Source organism: Dactylosporangium sp. NPDC049525 (assembly GCF_040676755.1).
In the GTDB taxonomy this organism is placed as follows: Bacteria; Actinomycetota; Actinomycetes; order Mycobacteriales; family Micromonosporaceae; genus Dactylosporangium.
In genome coordinates, this window is record NZ_JBFAPO010000004.1 from 124,780 (window position 1) to 151,021 (window position 26,242).

23 protein-coding genes are annotated in these 26,242 nt (G+C 70.7%); 8 read left to right on the forward strand and 15 right to left on the reverse strand.

The genetic code is table 11. The features are described from left to right. Nucleotides 1-77: 77 nt before the first annotated feature. The 5 genes from AB0K00_RS09420 (at nt 78) to AB0K00_RS09440 (ending at nt 4,250) form a co-directional block, all read left to right on the forward strand. Nucleotides 78-1,157, forward strand: a complete 1,080-nt coding sequence (locus tag AB0K00_RS09420) for a sugar ABC transporter substrate-binding protein (protein WP_363517958.1) — start codon at nt 78-80, stop codon at nt 1,155-1,157. Further along, nucleotides 1,157-1,894, forward strand: coding sequence for an ATP-binding cassette domain-containing protein (locus AB0K00_RS09425; protein ID WP_363517960.1), 738 nt, complete (start codon nt 1,157-1,159; stop codon nt 1,892-1,894). Before AB0K00_RS09420 ends, AB0K00_RS09425 begins: the two co-directional genes overlap by 1 nt. Beyond that, entirely contained in the window at nt 1,891-3,045 is a 1,155-nt protein-coding gene (locus AB0K00_RS09430; RefSeq protein ID WP_363517962.1) for a sugar ABC transporter permease, read from the forward strand. Before AB0K00_RS09425 ends, AB0K00_RS09430 begins: the two co-directional genes overlap by 4 nt. Beyond that, nucleotides 3,042-3,929: an ROK family protein gene (locus AB0K00_RS09435; protein WP_363517964.1), complete on the forward strand. Its 888-nt coding sequence runs from the start codon at nt 3,042-3,044 to the stop codon at nt 3,927-3,929. Before AB0K00_RS09430 ends, AB0K00_RS09435 begins: the two co-directional genes overlap by 4 nt. 96 nt (nt 3,930-4,025) lie before the next feature. Then, nucleotides 4,026-4,250 (forward strand): hypothetical protein, encoded by a 225-nt coding sequence (locus tag AB0K00_RS09440; RefSeq protein ID WP_363517966.1) that lies wholly within the window; start codon nt 4,026-4,028, stop codon nt 4,248-4,250. 16 nt (nt 4,251-4,266) lie between these two features. On the opposite strand, the gene AB0K00_RS09445 is transcribed toward AB0K00_RS09440, so the two are convergent. The 4 genes from AB0K00_RS09445 to AB0K00_RS09460 form a co-directional block, all read right to left on the reverse strand. Then, on the reverse strand, nt 4,267-6,267 hold the full coding sequence (locus AB0K00_RS09445) for an ABC transporter permease subunit (protein WP_363517968.1): 2,001 nt from the start codon (nt 6,265-6,267) through the stop codon (nt 4,267-4,269). Beyond that, a complete protein-coding gene (locus tag AB0K00_RS09450) occupies nt 6,264-7,697 on the reverse strand; it encodes an extracellular solute-binding protein (RefSeq protein ID WP_363517970.1) in 1,434 nt (477 codons plus the stop codon). The genes AB0K00_RS09445 and AB0K00_RS09450 overlap by 4 nt, the downstream gene beginning before the upstream one ends. A 199-nt stretch (nt 7,698-7,896) precedes the next feature. Then, complete coding sequence (locus AB0K00_RS09455) at nt 7,897-8,664, reverse strand: IclR family transcriptional regulator (protein WP_363517972.1); 768 nt, start codon at nt 8,662-8,664, stop codon at nt 7,897-7,899. A gap of 145 nt (nt 8,665-8,809) precedes the next feature. Further along, entirely contained in the window at nt 8,810-9,862 is a 1,053-nt protein-coding gene (locus tag AB0K00_RS09460) for a polysaccharide deacetylase family protein (RefSeq protein ID WP_363517974.1), read from the reverse strand. 503 nt (nt 9,863-10,365) lie between these two features. Here AB0K00_RS09460 and AB0K00_RS09465 point away from each other — a divergent pair. Further along, entirely contained in the window at nt 10,366-11,703 is a 1,338-nt protein-coding gene (locus tag AB0K00_RS09465; protein ID WP_363517976.1) for a glycosyltransferase 87 family protein, read from the forward strand. A gap of 22 nt (nt 11,704-11,725) precedes the next feature. Here AB0K00_RS09465 and AB0K00_RS09470 read toward each other — a convergent pair whose 3' ends face one another. The 10 genes from AB0K00_RS09470 to AB0K00_RS09515 form a co-directional block, all read right to left on the reverse strand. Next, entirely contained in the window at nt 11,726-15,127 is a 3,402-nt protein-coding gene (locus AB0K00_RS09470) for an FAD-binding protein (RefSeq protein WP_363517978.1), read from the reverse strand. Between the two features lie 153 nt (nt 15,128-15,280). Further along, complete coding sequence (locus AB0K00_RS09475) at nt 15,281-16,384, reverse strand: hypothetical protein (RefSeq protein ID WP_363517980.1); 1,104 nt, start codon at nt 16,382-16,384, stop codon at nt 15,281-15,283. A 220-nt stretch (nt 16,385-16,604) separates the two neighbouring features. Then, nucleotides 16,605-17,594 (reverse strand): UDP-glucose 4-epimerase GalE, encoded by a 990-nt coding sequence (gene galE, locus AB0K00_RS09480; protein WP_363517981.1) that lies wholly within the window; start codon nt 17,592-17,594, stop codon nt 16,605-16,607. Next, nucleotides 17,591-18,307, reverse strand: coding sequence for a polysaccharide deacetylase family protein (locus tag AB0K00_RS09485; RefSeq protein WP_363517983.1), 717 nt, complete (start codon nt 18,305-18,307; stop codon nt 17,591-17,593). The genes galE and AB0K00_RS09485 overlap by 4 nt, the downstream gene beginning before the upstream one ends. Next, nucleotides 18,304-19,389 (reverse strand): glycosyltransferase, encoded by a 1,086-nt coding sequence (locus tag AB0K00_RS09490; protein WP_363517985.1) that lies wholly within the window; start codon nt 19,387-19,389, stop codon nt 18,304-18,306. The genes AB0K00_RS09485 and AB0K00_RS09490 overlap by 4 nt, the downstream gene beginning before the upstream one ends. Further along, nucleotides 19,284-20,066: a phosphatase PAP2 family protein gene (locus AB0K00_RS09495; RefSeq protein ID WP_363517987.1), complete on the reverse strand. Its 783-nt coding sequence runs from the start codon at nt 20,064-20,066 to the stop codon at nt 19,284-19,286. Before AB0K00_RS09495 ends, AB0K00_RS09490 begins: the two co-directional genes overlap by 106 nt. Next, nucleotides 20,066-20,752 carry a response regulator transcription factor gene (locus AB0K00_RS09500; RefSeq protein WP_363517989.1) on the reverse strand — a complete coding sequence of 229 codons (687 nt, stop codon included), beginning with the start codon at nt 20,750-20,752 and terminating at the stop codon, nt 20,066-20,068. The genes AB0K00_RS09495 and AB0K00_RS09500 overlap by 1 nt, the downstream gene beginning before the upstream one ends. Before the next feature lie 9 nt (nt 20,753-20,761). Further along, nucleotides 20,762-22,696 (reverse strand): hypothetical protein, encoded by a 1,935-nt coding sequence (locus tag AB0K00_RS09505; protein WP_363517991.1) that lies wholly within the window; start codon nt 22,694-22,696, stop codon nt 20,762-20,764. Nucleotides 22,697-22,867: 171 nt separating this feature from the next. Then, on the reverse strand, nt 22,868-23,761 hold the full coding sequence (locus tag AB0K00_RS09510; protein WP_363517993.1) for a M56 family metallopeptidase: 894 nt from the start codon (nt 23,759-23,761) through the stop codon (nt 22,868-22,870). Beyond that, on the reverse strand, nt 23,758-24,123 hold the full coding sequence (locus AB0K00_RS09515) for a BlaI/MecI/CopY family transcriptional regulator (RefSeq protein ID WP_363517994.1): 366 nt from the start codon (nt 24,121-24,123) through the stop codon (nt 23,758-23,760). Before AB0K00_RS09515 ends, AB0K00_RS09510 begins: the two co-directional genes overlap by 4 nt. 173 nt (nt 24,124-24,296) lie before the next feature. Between AB0K00_RS09515 and AB0K00_RS09520 the strand changes: the two genes are divergently transcribed. Together AB0K00_RS09520 and AB0K00_RS09525 are read left to right on the forward strand one after the other, a co-directional pair. Then, on the forward strand, nt 24,297-24,836 hold the full coding sequence (locus tag AB0K00_RS09520) for a phosphatase PAP2 family protein (protein ID WP_363517996.1): 540 nt from the start codon (nt 24,297-24,299) through the stop codon (nt 24,834-24,836). Nucleotides 24,837-24,874: 38 nt separating this feature from the next. Then, complete coding sequence (locus tag AB0K00_RS09525; protein WP_363518332.1) at nt 24,875-25,444, forward strand: VTT domain-containing protein; 570 nt, start codon at nt 24,875-24,877, stop codon at nt 25,442-25,444. 8 nt (nt 25,445-25,452) lie between these two features. On the opposite strand, the gene AB0K00_RS09530 is transcribed toward AB0K00_RS09525, so the two are convergent. After that, nucleotides 25,453-26,214, reverse strand: a complete 762-nt coding sequence (locus tag AB0K00_RS09530) for a class I SAM-dependent methyltransferase (RefSeq protein ID WP_363517998.1) — start codon at nt 26,212-26,214, stop codon at nt 25,453-25,455. Between the last annotated feature and the right edge of the window lie 28 nt (nt 26,215-26,242).

Genomic DNA, 26,242 nt, shown 5'->3' on the forward strand with positions numbered 1-26,242 from the left:
ATTTCGTAAAGGACCTTGCCAAGCGTCGCGGGGATGGCCGACCATGCACGCAGAACCCTCCGAGGAAAGGTGCCTCCGTGAGAGCCAGATGGTTCGTCGCAGTCATGACCGTCGCGGTCACCCTCGTCAGCGGGTGCGGCGGCGGCAGCACCGGGGACAAGAAGGGCGGCGGGGACGCGCCGACGATTGCGCTGTTCCTGCCGGAGTCCAAGACGACCCGGTACGAGGCGTTCGACCGGCCGCTGTTCGAGGCCAAGGTGAAGGCGCTGTGCGCCGACTGCAAGCTGCTCTACGCCAACGCCGACCAGGACGCCGCCAAGCAACAGCAGCAGGTGGAGGCCGCCCTGGCCCAGGGTGCCGACGTGCTGGTGCTCGACGCCGTCGACGCCAGCGCCGTCGCGTCGCTGGTGAACCAGGCCAAGCAGAAGAAGGTCCCGGTCATCGCCTACGACCGGCTGATCTCCGAGATCACCTACGAGTACTACGTCTCCTTCAACAACGTCCGGGTCGGCGAGATGCAGGGCCAGGCCCTGCTGGACGCCCTCACCAAGGCCGGAACGGCCGACAAGGGCAAGATCGTCATGCTCAACGGCGCGCCGACCGACCCCAGCTCGGCGGACTACAAGACCGGCGCGCACAAGGTCCTGGACGGCAAGGTCCAGATCGGCCGCGAGTTCGACACGCCCGACTGGAGCCCGGACAAGGCCCAGCAGGAAATGGAACAGGCCATCACGGCGCTCGGCCGGGACTCCATCGTCGGGGTGCTGTCCGCCAACGACGGCATGGCCGGCGGTGCGATCGCGGCGATGAAGCGGGCCGGCTACCCCGCCCTGCCGCCGATCACCGGCCAGGATGCGGAACTCGCGGCGGTGCAACGGATCCTGACCGGCGAGCAGTACATGACCATCTACCTCGACATCCGCCAGGAAGCGGAGAAGGCCGCGGAACTGGCGGTCGCACTGGGCAAGGGTGAGAAGCCGGCCGCGCCGACGAAGGTCGCCAACGGCACAGGCGACATCCCGGCGTTCCTGCTCGACCCGATCGCGGTCACCGCGGACCGGATCAAGGACACCATCGTCAAGGACGGCTTCTACAAGACGTCGGACATCTGCACCGGACCGGTCGTCGCGGCCTGCGCCAAGGCGGGAATCCAGTAGTGCTCGCCGCTTCCAACATCAGCAAACGGTACGGCGCGGTCCAGGCTCTGGACGGGGTGAGCCTGGACCTGCCGCCCGGTGAGGTGGTCGCCCTGGTCGGCGACAACGGCGCCGGCAAGTCGACCCTCGTGAAGGTCCTGTCCGGCGTCGTCACCGCGGACGACGGCACGATCGAGCAGGACGGCCACCAGGTCCGGATCGCCAGCCCGCACGACGCCCAACGGCTCGGCGTGTCGACCGTCCACCAGGACCTCGCGCTCTGCGAGAACCTCGACGTCGTCAGCAACCTCTTCCTGGGCGCCGAGCGGCGCCGCTGGACGGTCCTCAACCACATCCGGATGGAACGCTCGGCACGGGACCTGCTGTCCTCATTGGACGTTCGCATCCGCGACATCCGGGTGCCCGTCGCCATGCTCTCCGGCGGCCAGCGCCAGTCCGTCGCCATCGCCCGGGCACTCATCGGCGAACCGCGCGTCGTCATCCTCGACGAGCCGACCGCCGCGCTCGGCGTCGAACAGACCGCGCAGGTGCTCGGCCTGATCCGCCGCCTGCGCGACCGGGGACTGGCGGTGCTGGTCATCTCCCACAACCTGGCCGACGTCCGCGCGGTGAGCGACCGCATCGTGGTGCTGCGGCTAGGCCGCAACGCCGGCGAGTTCAACACCGCGGACGCCACGCCGGAAGCCGTCGTCGCCGCCATCACCGGGGGTACCGCGATCACCGGAGGTGCCGCGTGAAGCCGTTGCTGCGGGCGGCCGGCGGCCGCACCGACCTTGGCGCGTGGCCGGTCGTCGGCGGCCTGATCCTCATCGCGGTGGTGTTCGGCTCCCTCAACGAGCACTTCCTGTCCCCGGAGAACCTCACCAACCTGGCCCTGCAGATGGCCGCCACCGGCACCATCTCCCTCGGCATCATCATGGTGATCCTGCTCGGCGAGATCGACCTGTCGGCCGGCTCGGTCAGCGGCCTCTGCGCCGTCGTCATGACCATCCTGTACGTGCACCACGGCTGGAACCCGCTGCTCGCGGTGGCCGCGGCACTCGCCTGCGCCGCGCTGATCGGCCTGCTGCACGCCTGGATGTTCACCAAGCTCGGCATGCCCTCCTTCGTCGTCACCCTCGCCGGGCTGATCGGCTGGCAAGGTCTGATGCTGTACCTGCTGGGCCGCGGCGGCACGATCAACCTGCCGTTCGAGGGGCTGCTCGCCCGGCTGAGCGACACGTGGCTGCCGACATGGGCGGGCTGGCTGCTCGCCGCGCTCATCGTCGCCGGCCGCAGCGCCGGCTCGCTGCTCAACCGGAGACTGCGCCGCGCCGACGACCTGCCGGTCACCTCCGGTGCCGGGCTCCTGCTCCGGCTCGCCGGTCTCGCCGGCGTCCTCGCCGTCACGGTGCTCGTGCTGTCCGCCGACCGCGGCGTGCCGCTGCTGCTGGTCATCTTCGGCACGCTCGTCGTGTGCCTCGACCTGACGCTGCAGCACACCGTCTTCGGCCGCCACATGTACGCGGTCGGCGGCAACGCCGAGGCGGCACGACGGGCCGGCATCAACATCACCCGGATCCGCCTCCTCGCCTTCGTGGCCGCGTCCACCCTGGCCGCGTTCGGCGGCATCCTCGCGGCCAGCCGCCTCGCCGCGGTCAACCAGAGCTCCGGCGGCAGCGACACCCTGCTCATGGCGATCGCCGCGGCGGTCATCGGCGGCACGTCACTGTTCGGCGGCCGCGGCCGCGCCTACGCCGCGCTGCTGGGCATCCTCGTGATCCAGTCGATCACCAACGGCATGCTGCTGCTCAGCGTCGACTCCTCGGTGCGGTACATGGTCACGGCCGTGGTCCTCGCCATCGCCGTGGCGATCGACTCGCTCGCCCGACGGGGCCAGCCCAGGTGACGCGACACGTACTGGCAATCGACTTCGGTGGCACCAAGGTCGCGCTGGGAACGGCGGCCGTCGACGCGCTCGACGGCCGCCCGCACACCACGATGCGCCTGCCCACCGACGGCTCCCAGGGCGCGTTGCGGGTCCTCGAACGCACCCTCACCGCCGCCCGGGAACTGATCAGCACCCCGGCCGCGGTCGGCGTCTCGACCTTCGGCGTGGTCCGCGACGACGTGATCCGGCTGGCCCCGAACGTGCCCGGCTGGGACGGCATGGCCCTGCCCCCACTGCTGCGCGCCGAGTTCGGCGACACCCCCGTCGCGATCGACAACGACGTCAACGCCGGCGCCGCCGCCGAACTGCGCTGGGGCGCCCTGCGCGGCGTCGACGTCGGCCTGTACGTCAACCTGGGCACCGGACTCGCCGCCGCCCTGGTGGCCGGCGGCCGGGTCCTGCCCGGCGCCCACGGCGCGGCGGGCGAGATCGGCTACCTCCGCGACTCCGCCGCCGCCCCGACCTTCGCCGACGGCCACGCCCCGCTGGAGGAAGCCGTCTCCGGCAGCGCCCTGGCCCGCCGCGGCTCGGCCCTGCTGGGCCGCGAGGTGACCGCGGCCGAGCTGTTCGACCTGCGCGCCGAGCCCGGTATCGCCGCCCTGCTCGACGAGGCGATGGACACGCTGTCCCGGACGATCGCGAACCTCTGCATCACCCTCGACCCGCAGCGCGTCGTCATCGGCGGCGGCCTGATGGGCTCCGCACAGTACATCCTTCCGCAGGTCGCGACGGCACTGCGCCGCTCGGTGCCGTTCCCGCCCGACCTGATGACCGCCACGTTCGTCGACGACGCCCCGCTCGTCGGCGCCCTCGCCATGGCCCTGGCCGCCGCCGCCCGGTAACCAGCCGGCTCGGTTGCCGGGCTTCCCCCGGGTTCTGCGCGCGGGCCATTTCCTTGAGGGACCGCCAGTCCCGGCCATTGCTGTTACCGTCCGGCCATGACCCGACGTCCGCTGTGGCGACCGCTGCTCACCGTTGTGACGTATGTGGCCGTCACCGTGCTGGTGCTGTTGTTCGGCGTGATGAGCCTTCACCAGAACGCCTTCTTCCGAGGTGACGGCAGGGTCGTCGGGCTGCTCCTCGGCGGCATACTTCTCCTCCTTGGGGCGGGCCGGCTGGTCCTCGGTGCCGTCCGGACCGTGCACCGGTTCCGCGGTCACTGAGTTCGCAGCGCACCGGTCAGCCCTTGACCGCGCCCGCGGTGAGGCCGTCGGTCAGGAAGCGTTGGCCGAAGGCGTACATGAGCACCACGGGGATGCTGACGAGCAGCGACGCCGCGGCGAGCTGTCCCTGCGGCACGACGTCCCCGGCGATCATCGACTGCATGCCGACGGGGAGCGTCTTGTACTCGTCCTTCGTGATGAACACGAAGGCGAAGAGGAACTCGTTCCAGGCGTTGGTCAGGGTGAACAGCCCGACTGCCAGCAGCCCCGGCCTGGCCAGCGGCAGCACCACCCGGCGGAACGCCTGGACGCGGGTGCAGCCGTCGACCAGCGCGGCCTCCTCCAGTTCGATGGGGATCGACGAGAAGTATCCCGCCAGCAGCCAGGTGGCGAACGGTAGCGTGAAGGTCGGGTAGGTCAGCACCAGGGACCACAGCGAGTCGGTGAGCCGCACCCCGATGAGCAGCTGGTAGAGCGGGATGAACAGCAGCGCGCCCGGCATCACGTAGGTGAGCAGCACCGTGACGGTGAAGGTCTGTGCGCCGCGGAACCTCAGCCGGGCCAGCGCGTAGCCGGCCAGCGCGGCGCAGACCAGGGCCGCCACGGTGGAGGCCAGGGACACCAGCACGGTGTTGAGGTACCAGCGGCCGAAGGGCTGATTGGCGAACAGGTCGGTGAACTGCTGCAGGGTCCATGGTGTCGGCCACAGGTCGCTGTAGTGCATGACGATCTGGTCCTCGGACTTGAAGGCCGTGACGGCGATCCAGTACAGCGGGCCCAGCACGAAGACGAGCAACCCGGCCAGCGCGACACCGGAGCCCAGGCCCGACACCAGGGACGAGGTCCGGCGGCGACCCCAGGTCTGGAATGCGGAGACCACCCGGCCGACCGCCGCCGCGACGAGCATGATCACGCCGAGGACCACCGCCGCCTTCCAGAAGATGTGGGGCGACGCCCAGAGCATCAGCAGGGCGACCGCTGCGGCGATGACCCACGGCAGCGCCTTCCGCGCCGTCCCGGCCGGCTCTGATGCCCCGGTGCCGGCGTCCCGGCGCATCAACCGGACCAGGACGAACACCAGCCCGCCGATGACCGGCAACATCACGAGCGTGACCGCCGCCCCGGCGCCGTACTGCAGCTGCAGGATCGCCTTGGAGTACGCGACGAGCACGTACGGCGCGGTCGCGTCGCCCGGGCCGCCCTGCGTCAGCAGCCAGATGAGGTCGAAGTTGTTGAAGGTCCAGATCGACGACAGGGTCACCGTCACGGTGATGACGTGACGCAGCCCGGGCAGGGTCACGTGGAAGAACCGCCGCAATGACGAGGCGCCGTCAATGGTCGCCGCCTCGTACAGGTCGGCCGGGATGGCCTTCAACCCGGCGAGGAACGTGACGGTGAAGAACGGCACCCCTTTCCACACGTTGACGAGGATCACCGACGGCATGGCCAGCGACGCGTCGGACAGCCAGCCCGCGGGCCAGCTGTCGACCAGGTGCGCACTGGCCAGCAGCGGCCCGATCCCCGACTCGGTGAGCAGCGTGTTGACGCTGCCGAAGATCGGGTCGAGCAGGGCACGCCAGCTGAACGCCGTCACTACCGTCGGCACCACCCACGGCAGCAGGAGCAGCCCGGCCAGCAGGGCCCGCCCGCGACGCCGGTGATGCAGCAGCATTGCCGCGGACAGGCCCAGCACCACCTTGAACACCTCGGCGTACGCGGTGAACACGAACGAGTTCAGCACGCCCGTGCGGAACTGCTCGTCGCCGGCGAGGGCGATGTAGTTGTCCAGGCCGACGAACACGCTGTCCTGCCCGTGCCGCTCCGTGGTGCTGGTGACGACCGACCGGGCGATGGGCACGAGCACGAGCCCGCCGACCAGCACGGCCATGGGCGCCAGGAACAGCGCCGCCAACCGCCAGTCGCGACCCAGCCGCCGCTGGGTCGCCGTGAGGGAGCCGGACCCCGGCGACGAGGATGCCCTCGTCGCCGGGGGCGGCGCTTCCTGGACCGATCTCACTGCGGCAGGCCCTGCTGGTTGAAGATCTGCACCATCTTCGCGTGGGCGGCGGTCACGGCCTTTGCGGGCGCCGTTCCCTGGACGACCTGCTGCATCATGTCGGTGAGGACGTAGGCCGCGACGACTGCCTGCTGGCCGGCGTTGGCCTTCTGCGGGAAGGCCAGGCCGTTCTTCGTGGTCAGCGGCAGCGTCAGCTGGGTGATCTTGCGCAGCACCGGGAACGCGGGGTCGCCGCTGGTGAAGAACGGGTCGGCGTCCCAGACCTTCTCCCAGGCGGGCAGGGCCAGGCCGGGCGCCTCCTTCGCCACCCCGAGCAGTGCCTTGGCACTGACCAGGTACTGCGCCAGGAGCTTGGCGAGCGCGGCGTTCTTGGCGCCCTTGAAGATGACGAAACCCTGGGACTGGCCGAGCAGCAGGGGTTTGTCCGTCGCCGGCCCGATGCAGTCGGCGAAGACGTGCGTGTTGTCGTAGACGGGGTTCTTCTTGGTCTTGGAGTCCGCGTAGACGCTGAACTGGTTGCGGGTGTAGCCGAGGATTCCGGCGAGCCAGTTCTCGTTGTTGCTGGAGTCGGTCCAGGCGGCCACGCCCGGCGGCAGCATCGGCTTGTACTTGGGGTTGGTGTAGATGTCGCCCAGGAAGCTCACCGCCTGCACCGTCTCGGGCGAGTCGAAGATGACCTTCTTGCCGTCGTTGTCGACGATCGACCCGCCGTAGGCGTTGATCAGCCCCTCGATCATGCCGTTGGCGTCACCGGACCGGTTCACGGTCATGCCCCAGCCGTACCGGCGCTTGCCCGGATCGGAGATGGTCAGGCACAGGTCCCGCAGCTCCTCCCAGGTGTAGATCTCCTTGGGGGTGATGCCCTTGTCCTGCATCCAGTCCTTGCGCAGGAACGACCCGATGCCGATGAAGTGGTACGGGATGGCGAACCACTTGCCGTCGAAGACGCAGAAGTTCTTGGACTCCGCGGTGGGCTCGCCGTACTTGGCCGTCAGCGCCTTGACGATGTCCGTCACGTCCTCCAGGTCGCCCAGCGCGTGGAACTGCGCGACGAACCGTGAGTCGGTCATGAACGCCAGATCGCGCGCCACGCCGCCCTTGACCTCGGCGTCGATCTTGGCCACCACGTCACCGGCGTCCGCCTGGACCAGACTGTTCTCGATCTTCGTCCCGGTGGCGTCGGCGAACGTCTTGATCGAGCTGTCGAGCGCGGCGTTCGCCGCCGTTGAGTACAGCTTCTGCGACAGCACCCCCATCGCGGAGCCCTTCAACGACGCCGCGGCGTCGATCAGCTCCTGAGGAACCTCCGGCTGCACCTTGGGAGTCGACTTCGAGGGGCTGTCCCCGCACGCGGCCAGACCGGCCGCGCCGAGCATCCCCACCCCCATTCCCAGAAAGCCGCGCCGGGACCACAACGGGTTGTCATGCATGACCCTTTGCCTCCTTCGTCTCGCCTCATCGGTGCACGCCTAAGGGAGCCGGGAGGAACCCGAACGGGTCACGAACACCTCCCGGACCTCGTTCGATATTTCGAACACAGTTCGAAATATCGATTCGAGTGGAGGCGACGCTAGAGGACCCGCTGACGGGTGTCAATGTGTTCGAGCTGCGGCTGCGCCGGGCGGTCGGTCAGCCCGGTAACCGGTATCCCAGCCGGGCCGACAGCGCGGCGGCACCCTCGCGGACCAGCCGGGTCCACTCCGCGTACGCCGCGGGCGTCCAGCGGATGATCGGCGCGGAGACGCTCATCGCGGCGATGGTCGTGCCGGTGTGGTCGCGGATCGGCGCCGCGACGCAGCGGACCGCACTGTCGGACTCGCCGTCGTCGACCGCCACGCCCGCGGCGCGGACGCCGTCGAGCTCGGCGCGCAACCGACCCGGGTCGGTGATGCTGTCCGGCGTCATGCCAGGCAACTCGCCGTCCGGCACGAGCGCGTCGAGGTCGGCCGGATCGAGGCTCGACAGCAACATCTTGCCGACCGCCGTGCAGTGCGCGGGCAGCCGCCGGCCCACCGCGGACACCATCCGGACGGGATGCGTGCTGTCGACCTTCACCAGGTAGACCACGTCGGTGCCGTTGAGCACGGCGACGTGGACGGCCTCGTTGCAGGCGGCGGCCACGTCCTGCGCCACGTCCTGCGCCTCACGGACCAGGTCCAGCTGGCCGGCGAACGCGGCGCCGAGCTGGAACACCGGCATGCCGAGCCGGAACTGGACCGGTTGGCCGGGCACGGAGATCAGGTACGAGCGGGCGACGAGCGTGACGAGCAGCTCGTGAACGGTCGTGCGGGGCAGGCCGAGCCGCTCGGTGATGTCGCGGGCCGACAGCCGGGGGTTGTCAAGGAACAGTTCGAGGATGTCGAGTGTGCGGATGACCGCCGGTACCACGCGGGGCATGTGCAGTGTCCTTTCGAAATACCGGTCCGTGTCCGAGAACTCGACGCGGCGGTAGTTCGGCAGGATAGTGCTTTGACTTCGACCCACCGACGAACGTTGCGGTCGGCTCCCGCCCTGGAACGTTCCCAGGGCGGGAGCGGCCGCGTTATACGGTGCAGGTCAGTGCGGGCACGGCGTTCGTGCCGTTCCAGGTGCCGGTGAAGCCGAACGAGGTCGTGCCGTTGGCTGGGACGGCGCCGTTGTACGACGCGTTCGTCACGGTGATCGCCGAGCCGGACGTGCTCAGCGTGCCGTTCCACAGCTGGGTGATCGTCTGGCCGTTGGCGAACGTCCACTTGACCGTCCACCGGGAGATGGCGGCGGTCCCGGCCTTCACCGTGACCGAGGCCTGGAATCCGCCCTGCCACGGGCTGGTGATCGCGTACGTCGCCGAGCAGGCCCCGCCCGCCGGCGGCGGAGAGTTCGGCGGCTGTGACGTGCCGCCGCCCGGAGAGCTCGGCGGCGGGGTGGTCGGGTTGGTCCCGCCGTCCGGGGCGACCGCCCGGCCGGTCTGCGGGGAGATCATGCCCGCGCAGAGGTTGCGCGCCGCCAGGCCCTGCGCGATGCGCGGGATGGCGGCGACCGTGTTGGCCGGCCAGTCGTGCATGAGGATGATCTGGCCGTTGGTGAGGCGGGCGTTGGCCTGGACGATCGCGTCGACGCTGGCGTTGTTCCAGTCCTGCGAGTCGACATCCCAGATGATCTGGGTCAGGCCGTAGCGCGACAGGACCCCTTGCAGGGTGGAGTTGGTCTCGCCGTACGGCGGCCGGAAGAGCTTCGGGGTGCCGCCGCCGGCGTTGGCGATCGCCTGCTGGGTGCGGGAGACCTCCGAGTCGATCTGGGCCTGGCTCTGCTGGGTCAGGTGCGGGTGGGTGTAACTGTGGTTGCCGACCCACATGCCTGCGCTGACCTGAGCGCGGACCTGGGCCGGGTACTGGGCGGCGTACTGACCCTCGTTGAACATCGTGGCTCGTAGCCCGTTCTGGCGCAGCGCGTTGAGCAGGTTGCCGGTGTTGTTGCCGGGCCCGTCGTCGAACGTGAGCCCGACGTATCCGTTGCAGGTGGCGGCGTTCGCCGGGGAGGCGGCCCCGACGACGAAAGTGGTGAGAGCCGCGGCCGCCGATATGGCGGCGGCGGTGGCGAGCAGACGGCTACGCATGTTCATGGTGCGCGCGTTCCTCCTCAACAGGGGCAGCGTGCGACAACCCAGTCGGCGGCCGGGGTTGACGGATGTCGATGGCGCCAGTATTGGGCGACCTTCGCGGCGGTGTCAAAGCTTTCGAAACTCACTGCGCCGCTCCAACCGGCCGACCGAGGCCCATGACCGCCGGAACGGGCAGTCGTTCCTCCTGCGGTATTCGTTCGGCATGCAACTTTCAAGACCGGCCTCGGGTGCTGCGCAATTTCCGGACCCCTGTCGCGCTTTTCATTTGTGGTCGATGAGCACGCAGCTGAGCTGGCTCGAAATCAGCGGCTTACGGAAAGCCAACACGCACACGGCCGGCTCGCGGCCTCCGCCGTCCCGGTGCCGCATCCACCCCCGACGCTGCGCAATCATGTCCACGCCGCACCGAACACGCGCCGCCCGGCGGATGGACCAACCCGACAACCCGGTGAACTGTCAGGGACGCAACTGCCGTCCCCACGACAAGGAGCGCATCGGTGTCCGACGACCCTCCGCTCACACCCTTCGCGCGCCACCCCTTCCTCGCCCGTCCACCCGCCTGGCTGGCACCTGCCGGCTTCGCCGCGCTCGCCGTGTCGACCGTGGTGCTCTTCCTGGTCTTCTCCCGCTACAAGCTGTTCACCGGTATGGACGCGCTGGTCTACCGCCACGGCGCCGACGACCTCTGGCACGGTCGCACGCTGTACGCCTTCACACCCGGCGTCCTGCCGTTCACCTACCCGCCGATGGCCGCTGTCGCCTTCCTGCCGATGCTGCTCGTGCCGCCCTACGTGGCCGCCAAGGCGCTCGCCGCCGCGTCGCTGGCCGGCCTGTACCTCGTCATCTGGATCGGCCTGGGGATGATCGGCGTCCCTCGCGGCGGGGGACGGGCCGGCCTCGCCGCCGCCCTGACCGCAGCCGCCCTCTGGCTCGAACCCGTGGTGAGCGACCTCGAATTCGGCCAGATCAACCTGCTGATCCTGCCGCTGGTGATCGCCGACCTGGCAACCCCCAACCGCCGATGGCACAAGGGCATCGGCATCGGCCTGGCCGCCGCCGTCAAGCTCACCCCGGCCCTGTTCGTCGTCTACCTTCTGGCCACCAGGCGATGGCGCGCTGCCGCCGTGGCCACCGCGACCTTCCTGGCCGCCGCCGCCGTCGGCCTGCTGGCCGACCCGCACGACTCCACCGGCTTCTGGTCCGACCTGGGATCCTCCGACCGTGTCCGCGACGCGACCCCGCTCTGGTACGTCGGCGACCAGTCCCTGCACGGACTCCTGCTCCGCGCCGTCCACGGCGCCCAGTCGGCCGACCGCGCCTGGCTGGTGGCCGCGGCCGTGACCGTCGTCGCCACCCTCTGGCTCGCCACCCGAGCCAGCCGGACCGGCAACGAACTCCTGGCCGCAGTCCTGGTCTTCCTCGGCGCCGTCCTGGTGTCGCCCGTGTCCTGGACCCACCACTGGGTCTTCGTCGCCCTGCTCCCTGTGCTCCTTCTGGACGTAGCCCTGAACCGCCGCACCCACCCGTGGCCGGTCCTGCCGGCGGCGCTGCTCATCCTCGTCTTCCTGAACTGGCCCTCCTCGGCCACTGCCCACTTCGACCACAACCCCTGGGGCCTGGTCTTCCTCGACCCCCACTTCGACGCCGTCCCGTCCCAGGGCCCCCAACCCGAGCTGCACTGGACCTGGCCCCAGCACCTCCTCGGCGAGTCCTACACCCTCGCGGCCCTGGTCCTGCTCACCATGTTCGCGTTCCTGGCCTCCCGAACCCCACCACCAACCGCACCCGGCGACCCCCGGTTCAGCACCGCCGTGGTGCCCAGCGGAGGACGGTGAAGCACCCGGCGAACGCCGACGGTCAGCCCTCGTCCCGAATCGCCGCAGCCTCTTGCCGCGCGACCTCCGCCGCCTCGTGCTGCCCCGCCTGGTCGAGTCGGACGGCGAGCCGGTCCGAGAGTGCCCATGCGAGGTCGTTGCGTGGCCCCGGATTGGTTGGGTCGGCGTCGGCGAGTTGTCGGTACCAGGTGACGGCGGTCTGTGTGGGGTTGAGTCGTTCTTGAGTCGGCAGGTACCCGGCGACTTCGATGATCCGGCCGGTCAAGGCTTTGCGGTCCAGGTTGGTGGTGGCAGCGAGTTCCATGGTCAGCTTGATGGCCTCGCGGGCGGCGGCCGCCGACGCCTCGTCCATGCCGGCTTGGTTGAGTCGGACGGCGAGCCGGTCTGAGAGTGCCCATGCGAGGTCGTTGCGTGGCGCCGGGTTGGTTGGGTCGGCGTCGGCGAGTTGTCGGTACCAGGTGACGGCGGTTCGGGTGGGGTCGAGTCGTTCCTGGGTTGGTAGGTATCCGGCGACTTCGATGATCCGGCCGGTGAGGGCTTTGCGGTCCAGGTCGGTTGTTTCGGCCAGTTCGAGGGTGAGGGTGATGGCTTCGCGGGCGGCGGCGGCTGACAGGTCGTCCAGGCCGGCTTGGTTGAGGCGGACGGCGAGCCGGTCTGAGAGTGCCCATGCGAGGTCGTTGCGTAGCGCCGGGTTGGTTGGGTCGGCGTCGGCGAGTTGCCGGTACCAGGTGACGGCGGTTCGGGTGGGGTCGAGTCGTTCCTGGGTTGGTAGGTATCCGGCGACCTCGATGATCCGGCCAGTCAGGCCCTTGCGGTCCAGGTCAGTCGTTTCCGCCAGTTCGAGGGTCAGGGTGATGGCCTCGCGGGCGGCGGCCGCTGACAGGTCATCCAGGCCGGCTTGGTTGAGGCGGACGGCGAGCCGGTCCGAGAGTGCCCATGCGAGGTCGTTGCGCGGCGCCGGGTTGGTTGGGTCGGCGTCGGCGAGTTGCCGGTACCAGGTGACGGCGGTCTGTGTGGGGTCGAGTCGCTCCTGGGCTGGCAGGTATCCGGCGACCTCGATGATCCGGCCCGTCAAGCCCTTGCGGTCCAGGTCGGTTGCTTCGGCCAGTTCGAGGGTCAGGGTGATGGCCTCGCGGGCGGCGGCCGCCGACGGGTCATCCAGGCCGGCTTGGTTGAGGCGGACGGCGAGCCGGTCCGAGAGCGCCCAAGCGAGTTCGTTCTGCAGGTCGGCGGCCGTGGCAGGCGGTCCGTCGATGCCGGCGACGTAGCGGTCAGGGAAGATGTCGATGCCCAGGCGCATGGTGCGTGCGGCCTCGTCGCCGGCGGGTATCACTGCGGCGATCATGACGAGGTCATGGCCGATGTGCGCGGAGTCATCGACGCTGTACGGGCTCAACGGCAGCTCGGCCGCCGCCATCGCAGCACGGTCGCCGGCGCCCGCGGCCTGAGACTCCTGACCGATTGCCTGCAACTGCCGGACCTTGCCGAGCAGGCCCGTCAGGCGGGACCGGATGGAGACGGCGGACAGCGGTTCCAGGCCGGCGGCATGACTGAACGGGGTGCTGAAGACATCCGGCCCGCTCAGGTCCGGGCGCTGCAGGCCGAACGCGGTAACAGTCTCCCTCCATCGGGTCAGGTCCCTCTTGTACAGCCACGCCAGGTCCTCGGCCGAATGCCGGAACTGCTGTCCCCAGTGTGGTATCCCGCCGCATTGCAGCGCCGCGTCGTGGACGCGGTTCCAGAAGTCGGCGTAGATGTCTTCCTGGCGTACGCGGCCGGTGGCGACCTCGACGGTGGCCGTGCAATCGAAGCGTTGCATGGCGATGAACGCCGCCGATTTCGGCATGAACCGCAGGCCGATGAAGCCGAAGACCGTCGGCCGGTCGGGCGCCGCCAGCCGCCGCACCCTGTCGATGAACGTCAGATGATCGCCGGTGCGGACGTCGAATGCGAATTCCACGGAGTTGCCGCTCTGGGCGCCGTCCAGGGCGTAGTTGTGCAGGTCCAGCATGTCGCAGGCATGGCCGATCCGGACCGGCTTGCGAAAGTCGCCGCTCAGGGCATCGGCGACGCCGCGCAACACCTGCGGCCGCGCGATCGGGCCCAGGACCGGGTCGGTGATCAGGCGGTGCAGGATCAGCACGAGCGCTTCACCGCTGGTCGTGCTCTCCGCAGCGATGCGCCGCATCAGCGGGAAGAACACATCCAGGAGGCGCTGCGCCGCATCGACGCCGAGGGCGTGCCCCACGTGTAGCTCGAAGTCGGAGTATCCCTCCGTCAACATGTCGCCGAGCACGCCGAGAATCTGCTGCGGACTTCGGGGGTGATCGGCGACCGCCTTGGCAACACCGGTCGGCGCGGGGTTGGCCAGGTTCGCCTGCCCGACCCCGATGGATGTCGCCCACCGCCGCGTGATCCAGCACTGGTCGGTGGCGGACAGGTTGATCGCGATGTTGAGGTGGCGCAACGGTTTCTCGGGTCCGCCGCGAAGCCGGCGAGCGATCGCGGTCAGCCCCTGCTGCTGTTGCCAGATGTCGATCGGTGGCAGGTCCGGCTGCAGTCGCTTCAGGTACTCGTAGGTCCCGACGAACGTGCCGCCGTCGAGGTCCGTGAAGACGTCGTGGAACATCCCGGTGCGCCCGTCGGGTCCGAACCGGCTCGCCTCCAGCTTCTGGCGAATCGCCAGCCATGAGTGTGTGGTGTTCAGTTCGATGAGTGCGTAGTCCGGGATGACTTCCAGGATCACGGCGTAGACGACGCCGAGCCGCCCGACCGCCACGCGTGCGGTGTTCAGCCAGTCGTCGTTCTCGACGATCTTGGCGTCCGCGCACCAGTCCGGCAGGTGCCGGCTGATCGCGTCGCCGCCGAATTCGCCGGCCGTTGCCGTCACCCAGAATTCCTGGCCGCCGGCACCGACGATGAGCATCGCCCTGATCCAATCGGACAGTGGTGCCACCTCGAAGTCCGCACCGTGCGTGCCCGTGGAGACGGCACCGGCCAGGGTCTGACCGCCCCCGGCGCCCATCGTCGGCAGCGCGAGGCCACATTTCTTCAAATCGGTCAGCAACTGCCGGATCGGGATGCCGGCCTCGACGAACACGAAATGCCGCCCGGTGAGCTGGTCGGCGGCGACCGTGCAGATATTGGCCAGCAGTTTCCCGTCGTATCCCGCCGGCAACCGCCCTGATGGCAGCACCCCGCGCGGCGCGGGAAACGGCTGGCTCAAATGCCGGTCCAGGAACACCGTGGCGATCACGCTGTCGGCCACGTGCGCATCGGAGAGGGAATACATCGAACCCACGGCCCGTGTGCTCCGGCGCCGCTGCGTCGCCGCCAGCACCGCCGCGACCAGCGTCGCCTTGCGGTGCGGGGAATACACGTCCGCGCGGAACGGATGCAGCTCCAGCAGGTCCTCCAGCGACACTGCCTCGGAATACTCGTCGTCGCGGAGCGGATCGAAACACGACACCGGCTGCCCCCCATGGATCGGTGGTCGAATTCGACACGAGACACCGTGTCGAGGCTACTGCCACATCGGATCCCGGCCCACGCGATCGGCAATGTGACACCGGCGCTGTCATGAACCTCGATCTTCGTCGCCGCCTGCGGGTGGACGTTGCGCTGCCTGCGTTGGCGGCTTCGCTTTCGGGTCGGGACCTGCCGGCGTATCGACTGGCGCCAACTGTCCAGACGAGGCGGTGCCCGCTGCTCCTAGCGGGTCGATCGCCTTGGCGCCCAGGTAGCCCGCACCGGAGATACCCATCAGGACGAGCAGCGCGGAAGGAATTTCCGGCAGCCCCTTCGCCGGGTGTGAGATCACCTCGAGCAGGAAGTAGAGGATCGTGACCAGCGTGAATGCCAGGTATTGCGTATCCATCAGGGAGCCGTGGCCGCGGTCGTTGCACAGCAGATCGCGGATCCCGGCGGCGAAGCCGATCGCGTCGACGGTCGCCGGCGGCGACTTCGCCGACACCGGAGTGATCTTGCCCGATACGGCGACGTTGGTGTCCTTTTCCGACGCTGCCGGCGTGCCCGGCTGGACCTCTTTCTCCTTCGTGTCGGTGTTGACGCTCTTTCGGAGCTCGTCGAGAGCGTTGAGCACCTGCTTGCGTGCGGTGATCGCCACCGCCAGCGGATACCCCAGCAGGAGCAGGTACTCCCAGGCGAACGACGTGCCGAGCGTCGATGGGAATGTTGCGCCCGCCTTGACCACCGGGCAGCTCCCCACAACTTTCTGGCCTTCCGGGAACGGGCAGTTGGGGCTCCGGGCCAACAGGAGCAGGAACAGCAGGCCGAACAGCAGGGCCACGAACCACAGCACGGCTTGGAACTGCGACGTTGACGCGCGGCCGTCGGCGCCGATGATCAGGCCCTTGAGCCCGGCCCGCCGGAAGTCGAGGATTTTCGTCGCCATTTCCGCCGGGTCTTGACTGCCTTCTTCGGTCGGCCGTTCCGGAGCGTCTTTCGTGGACCTGATGGCGAGGTGCAGAATCATCGCCGGCACGACAACCATGAGCAGAGCCGTCAGCGCCGCCCAGCGAGCGGTGAATCGCCAGGCGAGCTGGTGGTCGAACCACAGGAACCAGCCCGGCCACAGAACGGCCACCGTCCAGCAGATCACGACGAGGAGGCTTATCGAAAACGCGGTCCGTGCCGTCGCAATCCTGGAGCCCTTGGACATTTCGTATCCTCTCGCCACGGCGTGATCGCATCGCGGTGAATTCGGCCGGCATTGACAAGCCCGGCAACTCAGCGTCACATCCCTGTGGATATTCGGAAACGCCCGCTCGGGCGATAGCTCGGTCCGGATCGGCGAAGTTCGTGACCGGCAGGTGGTCGATCCCCGAGAAGTGACCGAGGCGTTGTGCCTCTCGCAGCGGAAGCTGAAGGCCACTGGAGCGTCAAGAAGGTCCTACCACGTCGGCCGGCGCCGGCAGCTTGGTCAGGCGGGCGTTCCAGGCGGAGACGATCGAGTCCAGCAGGGTGTGCCTGGGATGCCACTGCAATTCGGCCCGGATGCGGTCGATCGCGGCGACGACCTCCGGCGGGTCGCCGAGCCGTGGCGGTCCGGCCTGGACCGGCACCACTGCGCCGGCGACCGACGCGACCGCACGGACGACATCCAGGACGGAGTGACCGCGGCCGGCGCCGGCGTTGTAGACCTCGGCGCAGCGTCTGCCGAGGAGACGGTGCGCGGCGAGCCGGTGCGCCTCGGCGAGGTCGGCGACGTGGACGTAGTCGCGGACGCCGGTGCCGTCCGCGGTCGGCAGCGCAGTCCCGGCGAGCATGAGCGGCACGCCCGTTTCCAGGGCGTTGAAGGTGAGGGGCAGGAGGTTTGTCGCGCCGCGGTCGCCGAGGTGTGCCGCGCCGGCACCGATGGCGTTGAAGTAGCGCAGCGCGATCCAGGAGATGTCGTGCGCCCGGCCGGCGGCGGCGATGAGCTGTTCCGCGACGAGTTTCGTCTGCCCGTACGGGTTGAGCGGCCGCAGCGGTGCGGTCTCAGCGACGGTTGCCGCGTCGGTCATGCCGTAGACGGCAGCGGACGAGGAGAACACCAACCGGGACACCCGCGTGTCGACCATCGCGGCGAGCAGCGCACCCACGACGCCGACGTTCTGCTGGTAGTACCAAATGGGGCGACGCACCGATTCCGGGGCGGACTTGCTGCCGGCCAGGTGCATGACCCCGGTGACGCGATGCCGGTCCAGCGTGGCGCGGAGCATGACGGGGTCGCCGGCATCGGCGACGACCAGGGGCACGTCGGCGGGCAGCCGGGCAGGGTCACCTGTGGACAGGTCATCGAGCGCGACGACGCGTTCACCGGCCGCGAGCAGGTCTGCGACCACGTGTGCGCCGATGTATCCGGCGGCGCCGGTGACCAGCCAGGTCATCGCGGCGCTGCCTGGTGCTCGCCGACGGTGCCGAGCCGCAGTCCCCGGTCGCGGGCCCAGTCGATCAGCCGGGGGAGTGCGGTGAGGGTCCGCTGCCATGAACCTGCGGCCGAGGTGCAGTCGGAGTCGTGCAGCAGGATCGTGCCGCCGCCGACAAGGGTGCTCGTCACGGTCCGCACGATCGAGGTGGGGGTGGCGCCGGCCTCCCAGTCGCGACCCCATGCCGTCCACAGCTTCGGCTGCAGGTCCAGGCGGCGGCAGGCGATGAGCGCGCCGGTGGTGAGCACGCCGTACGGGGGGCGGAACCAGCGCGGCCGGTCGCCGCCGAGCGAGGCGACGCGGTCGCGGGCCCTGGCGATGTCGTCGTAGGTTGCCCGCGGTGCGCGCCACAGCAGGCAGCGGTGCGCCCAGCCGTGCACCGCGAGTTCGTGCCCGGCGGCCAGGACCTCCCGGCCCAGTCCCGGGTCGCGGTCGAGCATCGAGCCGAGCACGAAGAACGTCGCCCGGATGTCGTGTTCGGCGAGGACCCGCAGGAAATGCGGGGTGGAGGTGCGGTCGGGTCCGTCGTCGAAGGTGAGCGCGACCCGGTCGCGCGGTCCGGTCCCGGCGAGTGCCGGCAGCAGCGCCCGCCGGCCCGGCGTGAACGCGGTGACCGCGGGCGCGGCGTGGATCGCCGCCGCGGCGAGCAGACCGGCGGCGAGCGGGCGCATCATGCCGCGGCCAGGTGAGCGGCGGCGAGCACGGCCTCGGGCAGCGCGGCGGCCGGGTTGAAGCCGCGCGGCCGGTCGAACGCCGCCCGCAAGCCGGCGTCGAGGTCGCCGCGGTGCCGGATCCATGGGACCCAGCCGATCCGGTCGAGGGCCTCGGCGTTCGTGGCGCCGTGACCCGGCAGGCACCGGTACGTGACGACCGGTACCCCGGCGGCGAGCGCTTCCAGGGACGATAGGCCACCGGCGTTCTGCACCACGACCTGGCAGGCGCGCACGAGGGTGGCCATGTCGTCGACCCAGCCGAGCGCGATCGTGCGTCCGGACCGGTTGAGCCGCCGGCGCAGGGTGTCGTTGCGGCCGCAGGCGACGACCGGCACGGCGAGCCCGGTCGCGGCGATCTCCTCGGCGGCGCGCTCGACGGAGCCGACGCCCCATGCCCCGGCGACGACGAGCGCGAGCGGCGCCGCCGGCAGGCCCCAGCGGCGCCTGGCGGCCGACAGGGTGTCTGCCGGGACGAGGCCGGTGAATGCCGGCGCGACGGCGGGTGCGACGACCCGCACGTCGGTCGCGCCGAGCTCCTTGGCCTGCCGGGCGGCGTCGTCGTGCAGGGCGAGGTGGACGTCGACGCCGTCGGCGATCCACAGTGGATGGACGGACAGGTCGGTGAGGTAGGTGATGACCGGCGCGGCGAGGCGCCCCTGCCGGCGGAGCCGTCCGAGGACCTGGCCGGCGAGGGGGTAGGTCGACACGACCGCCGCGGCGCCGGAGCCGATCGCCTCGAGGGTCATGTCGTCGGCGGAGGCGGTCAGGGCGGTGGTGGTGCCCGCCAGGCGGTGCGAGCCGGCCAGCGCCAGCAGCCACCCCCAGGTCCGCGGGACGGTGGTGAGCTGCCGCCGGTACAGGCCGCGCAGCAGCACTCCGGCCCGCCGGGGGACGAGGTCGACGAGGTCGTGCCGGTCGACCCGGTGGCCGTCGTTGCTCAGGCGCCGGGCCAGTTCGGCCGCGGCGCCGTCGTGCCCGGCGCCGAAGCTGGCGGAGATGATGACGATGCGCCGCCGTCCGTGCGGCGCTGGCTGGTGTTCCATTCCGGGCTCCCCTCGGGCCGGTGCGACCGGCCTGCGTCACGCTGAGGGGATGCTTGCCGTCCGGTGCTGAAAGATCGCTGAACCCGCAGCACCTGGGCCAGGGCCACGGTGACCGCCGTTGCCAGCAGCCAGCCGGCGAGCACGTCGGTGGGCCAGTGCGCCAGCAGCGCGACCCGGCTGACCCCGACGAGCACGGCCCAGCCGCCGACGACGGCGACCAGGACCCGCCGGGACCACCGGCCGGTCAGCGCGGCGCAGCCGAGGACGATGAGGACACCGGCGGCGACCGCGGACGATGTGGTGTGCCCGGACGGGAAGGCCCAGCCGGAGGTCGGGGTGAGCCGGTCGACCGGCCTGGGCCGGTGGACCAGCGCCAGCAGCGCGAGCCGGATGGCGGTCGCGGTCACCGCCGTGCTGAGCAGGAAGAGCAGGCCGATGCGCCGTCGCCGTACCAGCAGCGCCGCGGCCAGCAGCACCGCGGCGGGAAGCAGCACCCGGCTGTCCGCGCTGTGCGTCACCACCGACATCGCCGACCGCCAGCCGTCGTGGTGCAGCGCGAACCTGCGGGCGGCGGCACTGACCGCGGTGTCGAAGCGGATCAGCGGCCCCCACCGGGCCGCGACAAGCACGGTGAGGACGCCCAGCGCGACGGCGCAGAGCACGGGAACCCGTCGCATCAGCCGCCGTCCGGGTCCATGCGGTACCCGGCACCGCGGACCGTCCGGATCGCGGACCGCCCGTACGGATGGTCGATCTTCTTGCGGATGTAGCCCACGTAGACCTCGATGATGTTCGGGTCGCCGTCGAAGCTGGCGTCCCAGACGTTCTCGATGATGGCGGTCTTGGTGACCACGTCGCCGGCGTGCCGCATGAGGAACTCCAGCAGCGCGAACTCCCGCGGCGTCACCGCGATCTCGTCGTCGCCGCGGGTGATGCGCCGCCGCGCCGGGTCCAGGCGCAGGTCGCCGGCGCTGAGCACGACCGGGCGTTGCGGCGCACCCCGGCGGATCAGCGCCCGCAGGTGGGCGACCAGCACCACGAACGAGAACGGTTTGGTGAGGTAGTCGTCGGCGCCGAGGTCCAGCCCGTCGGCCTCGTCGTAGTCGCCGTCCTTCGCGGTCAGCATCAGCACCGGCGTCCACACGTCGCGCTGCCGCAGCTGCCGGCACACCTCGTAGCCGCTGAGCCCGGGCAGCATGATGTCCAGCACGATCGCGTCGTAGGCGCCGTTGGGCGACTCGGTCGCCGCCCACAGTCCGTCGACGCCGTTGAACATCAGGTCGGTGGTGAACCCCTCGGTGCGCAGCCCGTCCCGGATCGTCTCGGCCAGCCCGACCTCGTCCTCGACCAGCAGCAGCCGCATCCGGTCCTCCTACGGGTAGGCGCGGGCGTTGACGGGCGCCGGTGTCGTGGGCCGTTCGGCGGGTGCGTCGACCCGGCTGCGGGTCAGGTACCCGACCAGGGCGACCGAAGCGAGGAGGAACACCACGCTCGGCCCGACCGTACCCAGTCCCAGGCCGCCGTCGTCGCGGGATTGCGACAACCAGTCACCCAGCGACGCGCCGAGCGGGCGGGTCAGCACGTAGGCGGCCCAGAACGCGAGCACCGCGCCCAGCACCCGCAGCCGGAACCCGAGCGCGATGAGGGCGATCGCGGCGGCGAAGATGCCGGCGGACGGCAGGTAGCCGACGTTGATGCGCTCGGCGAGCAGGTCCCCGGCGGCGGTGCCGAGCGCGAAGGTGAACAGGATCGCCGCCCAGTAGTAGGACTCCCGCCGGGGCGTGGTGATGGTGTGGATCGACAGCGTGTGCTCGCTGCGGTGCCACAGGACGAACGTGGCGGCGAGCGCGGCCGCGAAGACGGCGATGGTGACCTCGAGCGGGACACCGAAGTTGTCGACGAGGTTGTCGGTGATGAGCGTGCCGACCACGCTGATCAGGATGACGACCAGCCAGTACCGCCACGGCACGTACCGTTGCGACCGGAACTGCAGCACCAGCGCGCCGGCGGTGAGGACGCCCATCACGACCGTCGTCCAGGTGAGCCCGAGCCCCAGGTTCATGTTGAGCAGATCGGCGGCGGTCTCGCCCACCGTCGTGGCCAGGACCTTGATGATCCAGAAGTAGACGGTGACTTCGGGCACCTTGTTCGCCATACGGCGGGCGATCGTCATTTCCGCAGCCTCACATGTTGGACCTGAACGGTCGCTGAAAGTGCCGGCACCCGCGGGGGTGATCAGCAGGAACGCGCACGCCGAGACGTAGGCGAGGGCCAGCCGGCCGTGCGCGGCGTCCGGCATCGGCACCCAGCGGGCGGTGAACAGGCCGAGGCAGGCGGTCGCGGTCCACCACGGCCACTCGGCGCGGGAGCCCAGGACGTCCCAGAGCGCCGCCCCGACCACGACGCCGGCGACGTAGTACTTGTTGGTGCCGGGATCCAGCACCACCCGGGCACCGACGGCGAGCAGCACCATGGCCGCCCACCGGCCGCGGCGCCACGCCAGCAGCGCCAGGACGGTGCCGAGCACCGCCTGCGCGGGCCGGTCCCACGGCGGGGTCCGGGCGTCGTGGACGCCGAGCACGCGCAGCGCCGACAGTTCGGTGTTGGGGATGGTGAAGTGCAGGGCGTTGCTGGTGGCCGGATCGGCGAGGAAGAACGGCAGCCACGCCGCGGCAATGACGGCCGTCATGGTCGTGGCCGCGGACAACGCCTTCCGCCGCCCGTCGAGCAGGAGCAGCAGGCACCCGAACGGCAGCGCCCACGGCTTGGCGTCGACGGCCAGGCCGAGCAGCGCACCGGTGAGCACCGGCCGGCCGACGGCCGTGGCCCGCAGCGCCAGGACCGCGAACAGCAGCGCCAGCACGTCGTCGACGTGGGTGACGCCGACCGCCAGGAACAGCCAGACGGGGACGAAGCACACGGCCGCGGCGGCGACCCGCCGGTCGAGCCGCCCGTCGTGCAGCAGGTCGGGACGGGCCGCTGCGCCGACCTGGCGGACCTGCCACAGCACGACCAGTCCGGCGGCCGCGCCCAGCACCTGCCAGATGGCCAGGCCACCGGCCGCGCCGGCCGGCATCGCGGCCATCGCGGCGAGCAGCGCGACCGGCCCGATCTGCAGGACCGGCGCGGCCGCGTAGGTGTGCAGCCCGCCGCGGATCGCGTCGTCGGTGTCGGCCAGGGCCTGTGCGCCCTGCACGAAGAAGTGCCATGAACCGCCGCCGTTCCAAGCCATGATCACGAACCAGGCCAGGGCCCAGGCGGTCAGCGCCACCGCCGCCGTGCGCTCGCGGCGCGTCATGCTCACCATGGCCGGACCGTAGGCAGGGAAGCCTGAAACCCGACTGAAGATTACTCCTACAGAATGTAGGTGCCACAGCGTTCACCGTATTCTCAGGTTCGGCTGCCTCCCTTCAGCGCCGGCTGTGCCGGTCGCACCGGCTGCTTCCGCAGCTGGTGCACGCTCCGGGACGGACCGAGCTCAGGGCAGCCAGATCAGTGCGACGCGGATGAAGTCGGCGAGCGCGGCGCCGCCGGTCACGGCGGAGCCCAGCACGACCACGGCGGCCAGGGTCATCGCCGCCCATGGCCGCCCGCCGCGCGGCAGGGCCAGCGCGCCCACCCGGCGCACCACGTTGGAGCCGCCGGCGCCGAGCGTGCCTGCAGGGCGCGGCCCACCGGCGACGGCGACCTTGGCGATCGCCCGGGCGACCAGGTCGCGGTCGCCGACCGCGGTGGCGGCGTCCTCGTCGGCGCTGCGCTCGACCAGCAGGACGACCGCGTCCGCGACGGGGCGCAGCAGCGGGTTGACCGCGGCTGCCGCGGCGGCGAGCGTGACCGTGCGGTGGTGGCGGCGCAGCAGGTGGGCGCGTTCGTGTGCGGCGACGGCCGCCCATTCGGGCCCGTCGAGCAGGCGCAGCAGGCCCGAGGTGACCAGGACGTGCCCGGCGCGGTCCGGCTTCGCCGCGGGCACCGCGACCGCGTGCGGCTCGGCCCAGTCGGCGACGAGCAGGCCGTCGTGCGGCGCGCCCGCCGCGTGCAGGGCCGCTGCGGTGGCCCGCTGCCGGCGCAGGTGGGCCAGTCCGCGCCACGCCCCGGCGGCGAGCAGCAGTCCGGCGACGACCGCGACGATGCCGGGGACCGGTTCCGGCAGTGGATACCCGGCGGTGCGCTCGCGGACCTCCGCGGCGGGCAGGTCGTCCAGGGCGGTCAGGGCGAGCAGCGCCAGGCAGCCGGCTCCCGCCGCGGCGGTGAGCGCGGCGCAGGCGGCGAACATGCGCGCCGCCGGCTCCGGCCGTGCGCCCGCCGGCAGCAGCTTGAGTGTCAGCGTGAGGAGCACGGGCAGCAGGAGCGGAAGGTACACCAGGACGCTCACGGCGATCGGTCCAGCAGTGCGCGGAGCGTGGCCAGGTCGGACTCGGCGAGGTCATCGGTGAAGCGGCGCAGCACCGTCTGCCGGTCGCTGGGGCCGTCCAGGACCGCCCGCATCTGCCGGGCCGCGGTGGTGGCCGCGTCCTGGACGGGCCAGTACACGTGGCTGCGCCCCTCCGGGCGCCGCTGCACCAGGCCCTTCTCGACGAGGCGGATCAGGATCGTCTGCACCGTGTTGTACGCCAGGTCCGGGTCGACGGCCGCTTTCACCTGTGAAGGGGAGAGCGGGCCGTCGGCCGCCCACAGCGCGGTCATCGTCTGCGTCTCCAGGGAGCCTGCCGCCCGCCGTCCTGTCACGTCAGCCACGTCCTCACGATAACCGTCCGTCCTCCGTGCCCCGGTTTGACACGCTCCTACAATCTGTAGGAGATTGGCTGGGTCAGGCACGAGGCCGGGGACGGTCCCGGGGCGCACCGGTGAGCCGGCGGTCGGGCGCCGTTCAACGGATTCTCAGGTTCGGGTCCTTACCTTGGCCACGCATGGAGGTGGCCAAGGTGAACTACCAACTGTTCCAGCTGATCAACGACCGGGCCGGCCGGGTCGACGGCCTCGACGACGTCATGGAGTTCGCCGCCGACCGGCTGATCTACGGCGTGTTCGCCGGGTTCGCCGCCATCGTCGTGTGGGCGCTGTTGCGCCGACGGCTCGAGGCGGTCGCGAAGGTCTTCGCGGCGCTGCTCCTGGCGTTCGCCGGTGCGCAGCTGCTCAGCCACCTCAACGGGCAGCCGCGGCCCTTCCAGACGCACCGGGTGCACCAGCTGATCGCGCACGCCCCCGGCGTCTCGCTGCCCAGCGACCACGCCACCGCGGCGTTCGGGATCGCGCTGGCGGTCGGGGTGTTCCTGCACCGCGGCTGGGGCATGGTCCTGCTGGTTGCCGCGGCGGCGCTCGGCCTGGCCCGGATCTGGGTCGGGGTGCATTACCCCGGTGACATCGCCGCCGCCCTGCTCGTCGCGGTCGCCGCAGTCGCGGTCGTCGCCCACACGCCATTCGCTACCTTCGTGAGGAAGTCGACGTGAAGTTCCTGGACCCCGAATGGCTCATCTCCACCTTCGGGATGCTGGGCATCCTGGTGGTCGTCTTCGCCGAGTCGGGTCTGCTGATCGGGTTCTTCCTGCCGGGCGACTCACTGCTGTTCACCACCGGGCTGCTCGTCGCCGACGGCAGGTACCTGCACCAGCCACTGTGGCTGGTGTGCCTGCTGGTGTCGGTCGCGGCGGTCGCCGGCGACCAGTTCGGCTACCTGTTCGGCCGCCGCGTCGGCCCGGCGCTGTTCCGGCGGCCGAACTCGCGGCTGTTCAAGCAGGAGAACCTCACCAAGGCGCAGGAGTTCTTCGCCAAGTACGGTGCCCGCTCGATCGTCCTGGCCCGCTTCGTGCCGATCGTGCGCACCTTCACGCCGATCGTCGCCGGCGCCAGCGGCATGCACTACCGCACGTTCGTGCTGTACAACGTCATCGGCGGCACGCTGTGGGGCACCGGCGTCACGGTCCTGGGCTACTTCCTCGGCCAGGTCGCGTTCGTGAAGTCCAACATCGAGCTCATCCTCATCGGCATCGTCGTGCTGTCGGTCGTGCCGATCGCCGTCGAGCTGCTGCGCGCCCGGTCCCGGTCCCGGCGGAGCTGAGCCGGTCGTCACAGGCCCTGGGTGTCGGCGAGGACGCGGCGCGCCACGTAGACGACATTGACGGCGTAGCGGTCGGCGCCGGGCACCAGGCGCGCCGCGGAGTCGACGCCACGGGCGAGCCGGTCCAGGCCGCGCCGCTCATACCAGCCCTGGGTCAGCATGGAGAAGCCGCGCCGCGCCACGATCTCGAAGGCGTGCCGCCGCAGCAGTCCGGCGACGTCGTCGTGCGACAGCTCGGCGAACCAGCGGTGCCCCCGGTGCCGGTGCGCCCGAAGGTGCCGCAGCGAGCGCGCGTTGCCGTGGTTCTCGATCACCAGCAGTCCGGCGTCGGCGTCCGGCAGCACCCGGGCCGCGAACGCGAGTGCCCGGTCACGGACGGTGTCGTCGACGTTGAGCAGCAACCGGAACATGGTGACCAGCGCCGGTCCCTCGGCGGTGGCGGGCCGGGGCACCGGGCCGTCGGCCGCGACCGCGTGCAGCCGGGCCGGGGTGTGCAGCTCGACCGCCTTCGCCAGCATGTCGGCCGAGGTGTCATAGCCGTGTGCCTCCCGGACTAGGCCGTCCAGGTTGCGGATGGCCCGTCCCGTGCCGCAGGCGAAGTCGTGCTGGACCGGCGGGCGGTCCGGGAAGGCGCTGCGGACCAGCTCGCGCAGGTAGACCCGCTGCCGTTCGTTGATGCTCGACGCATAACTGCCAGGTGCGTACGTGCGGTGCTCGTACTTGTCGACCGCGCCGATGTCCTGGAACACCCGCGCATAGTTCGTCCCCAAAGCCAGATCCCCGTCCGCCGTGCCGCAT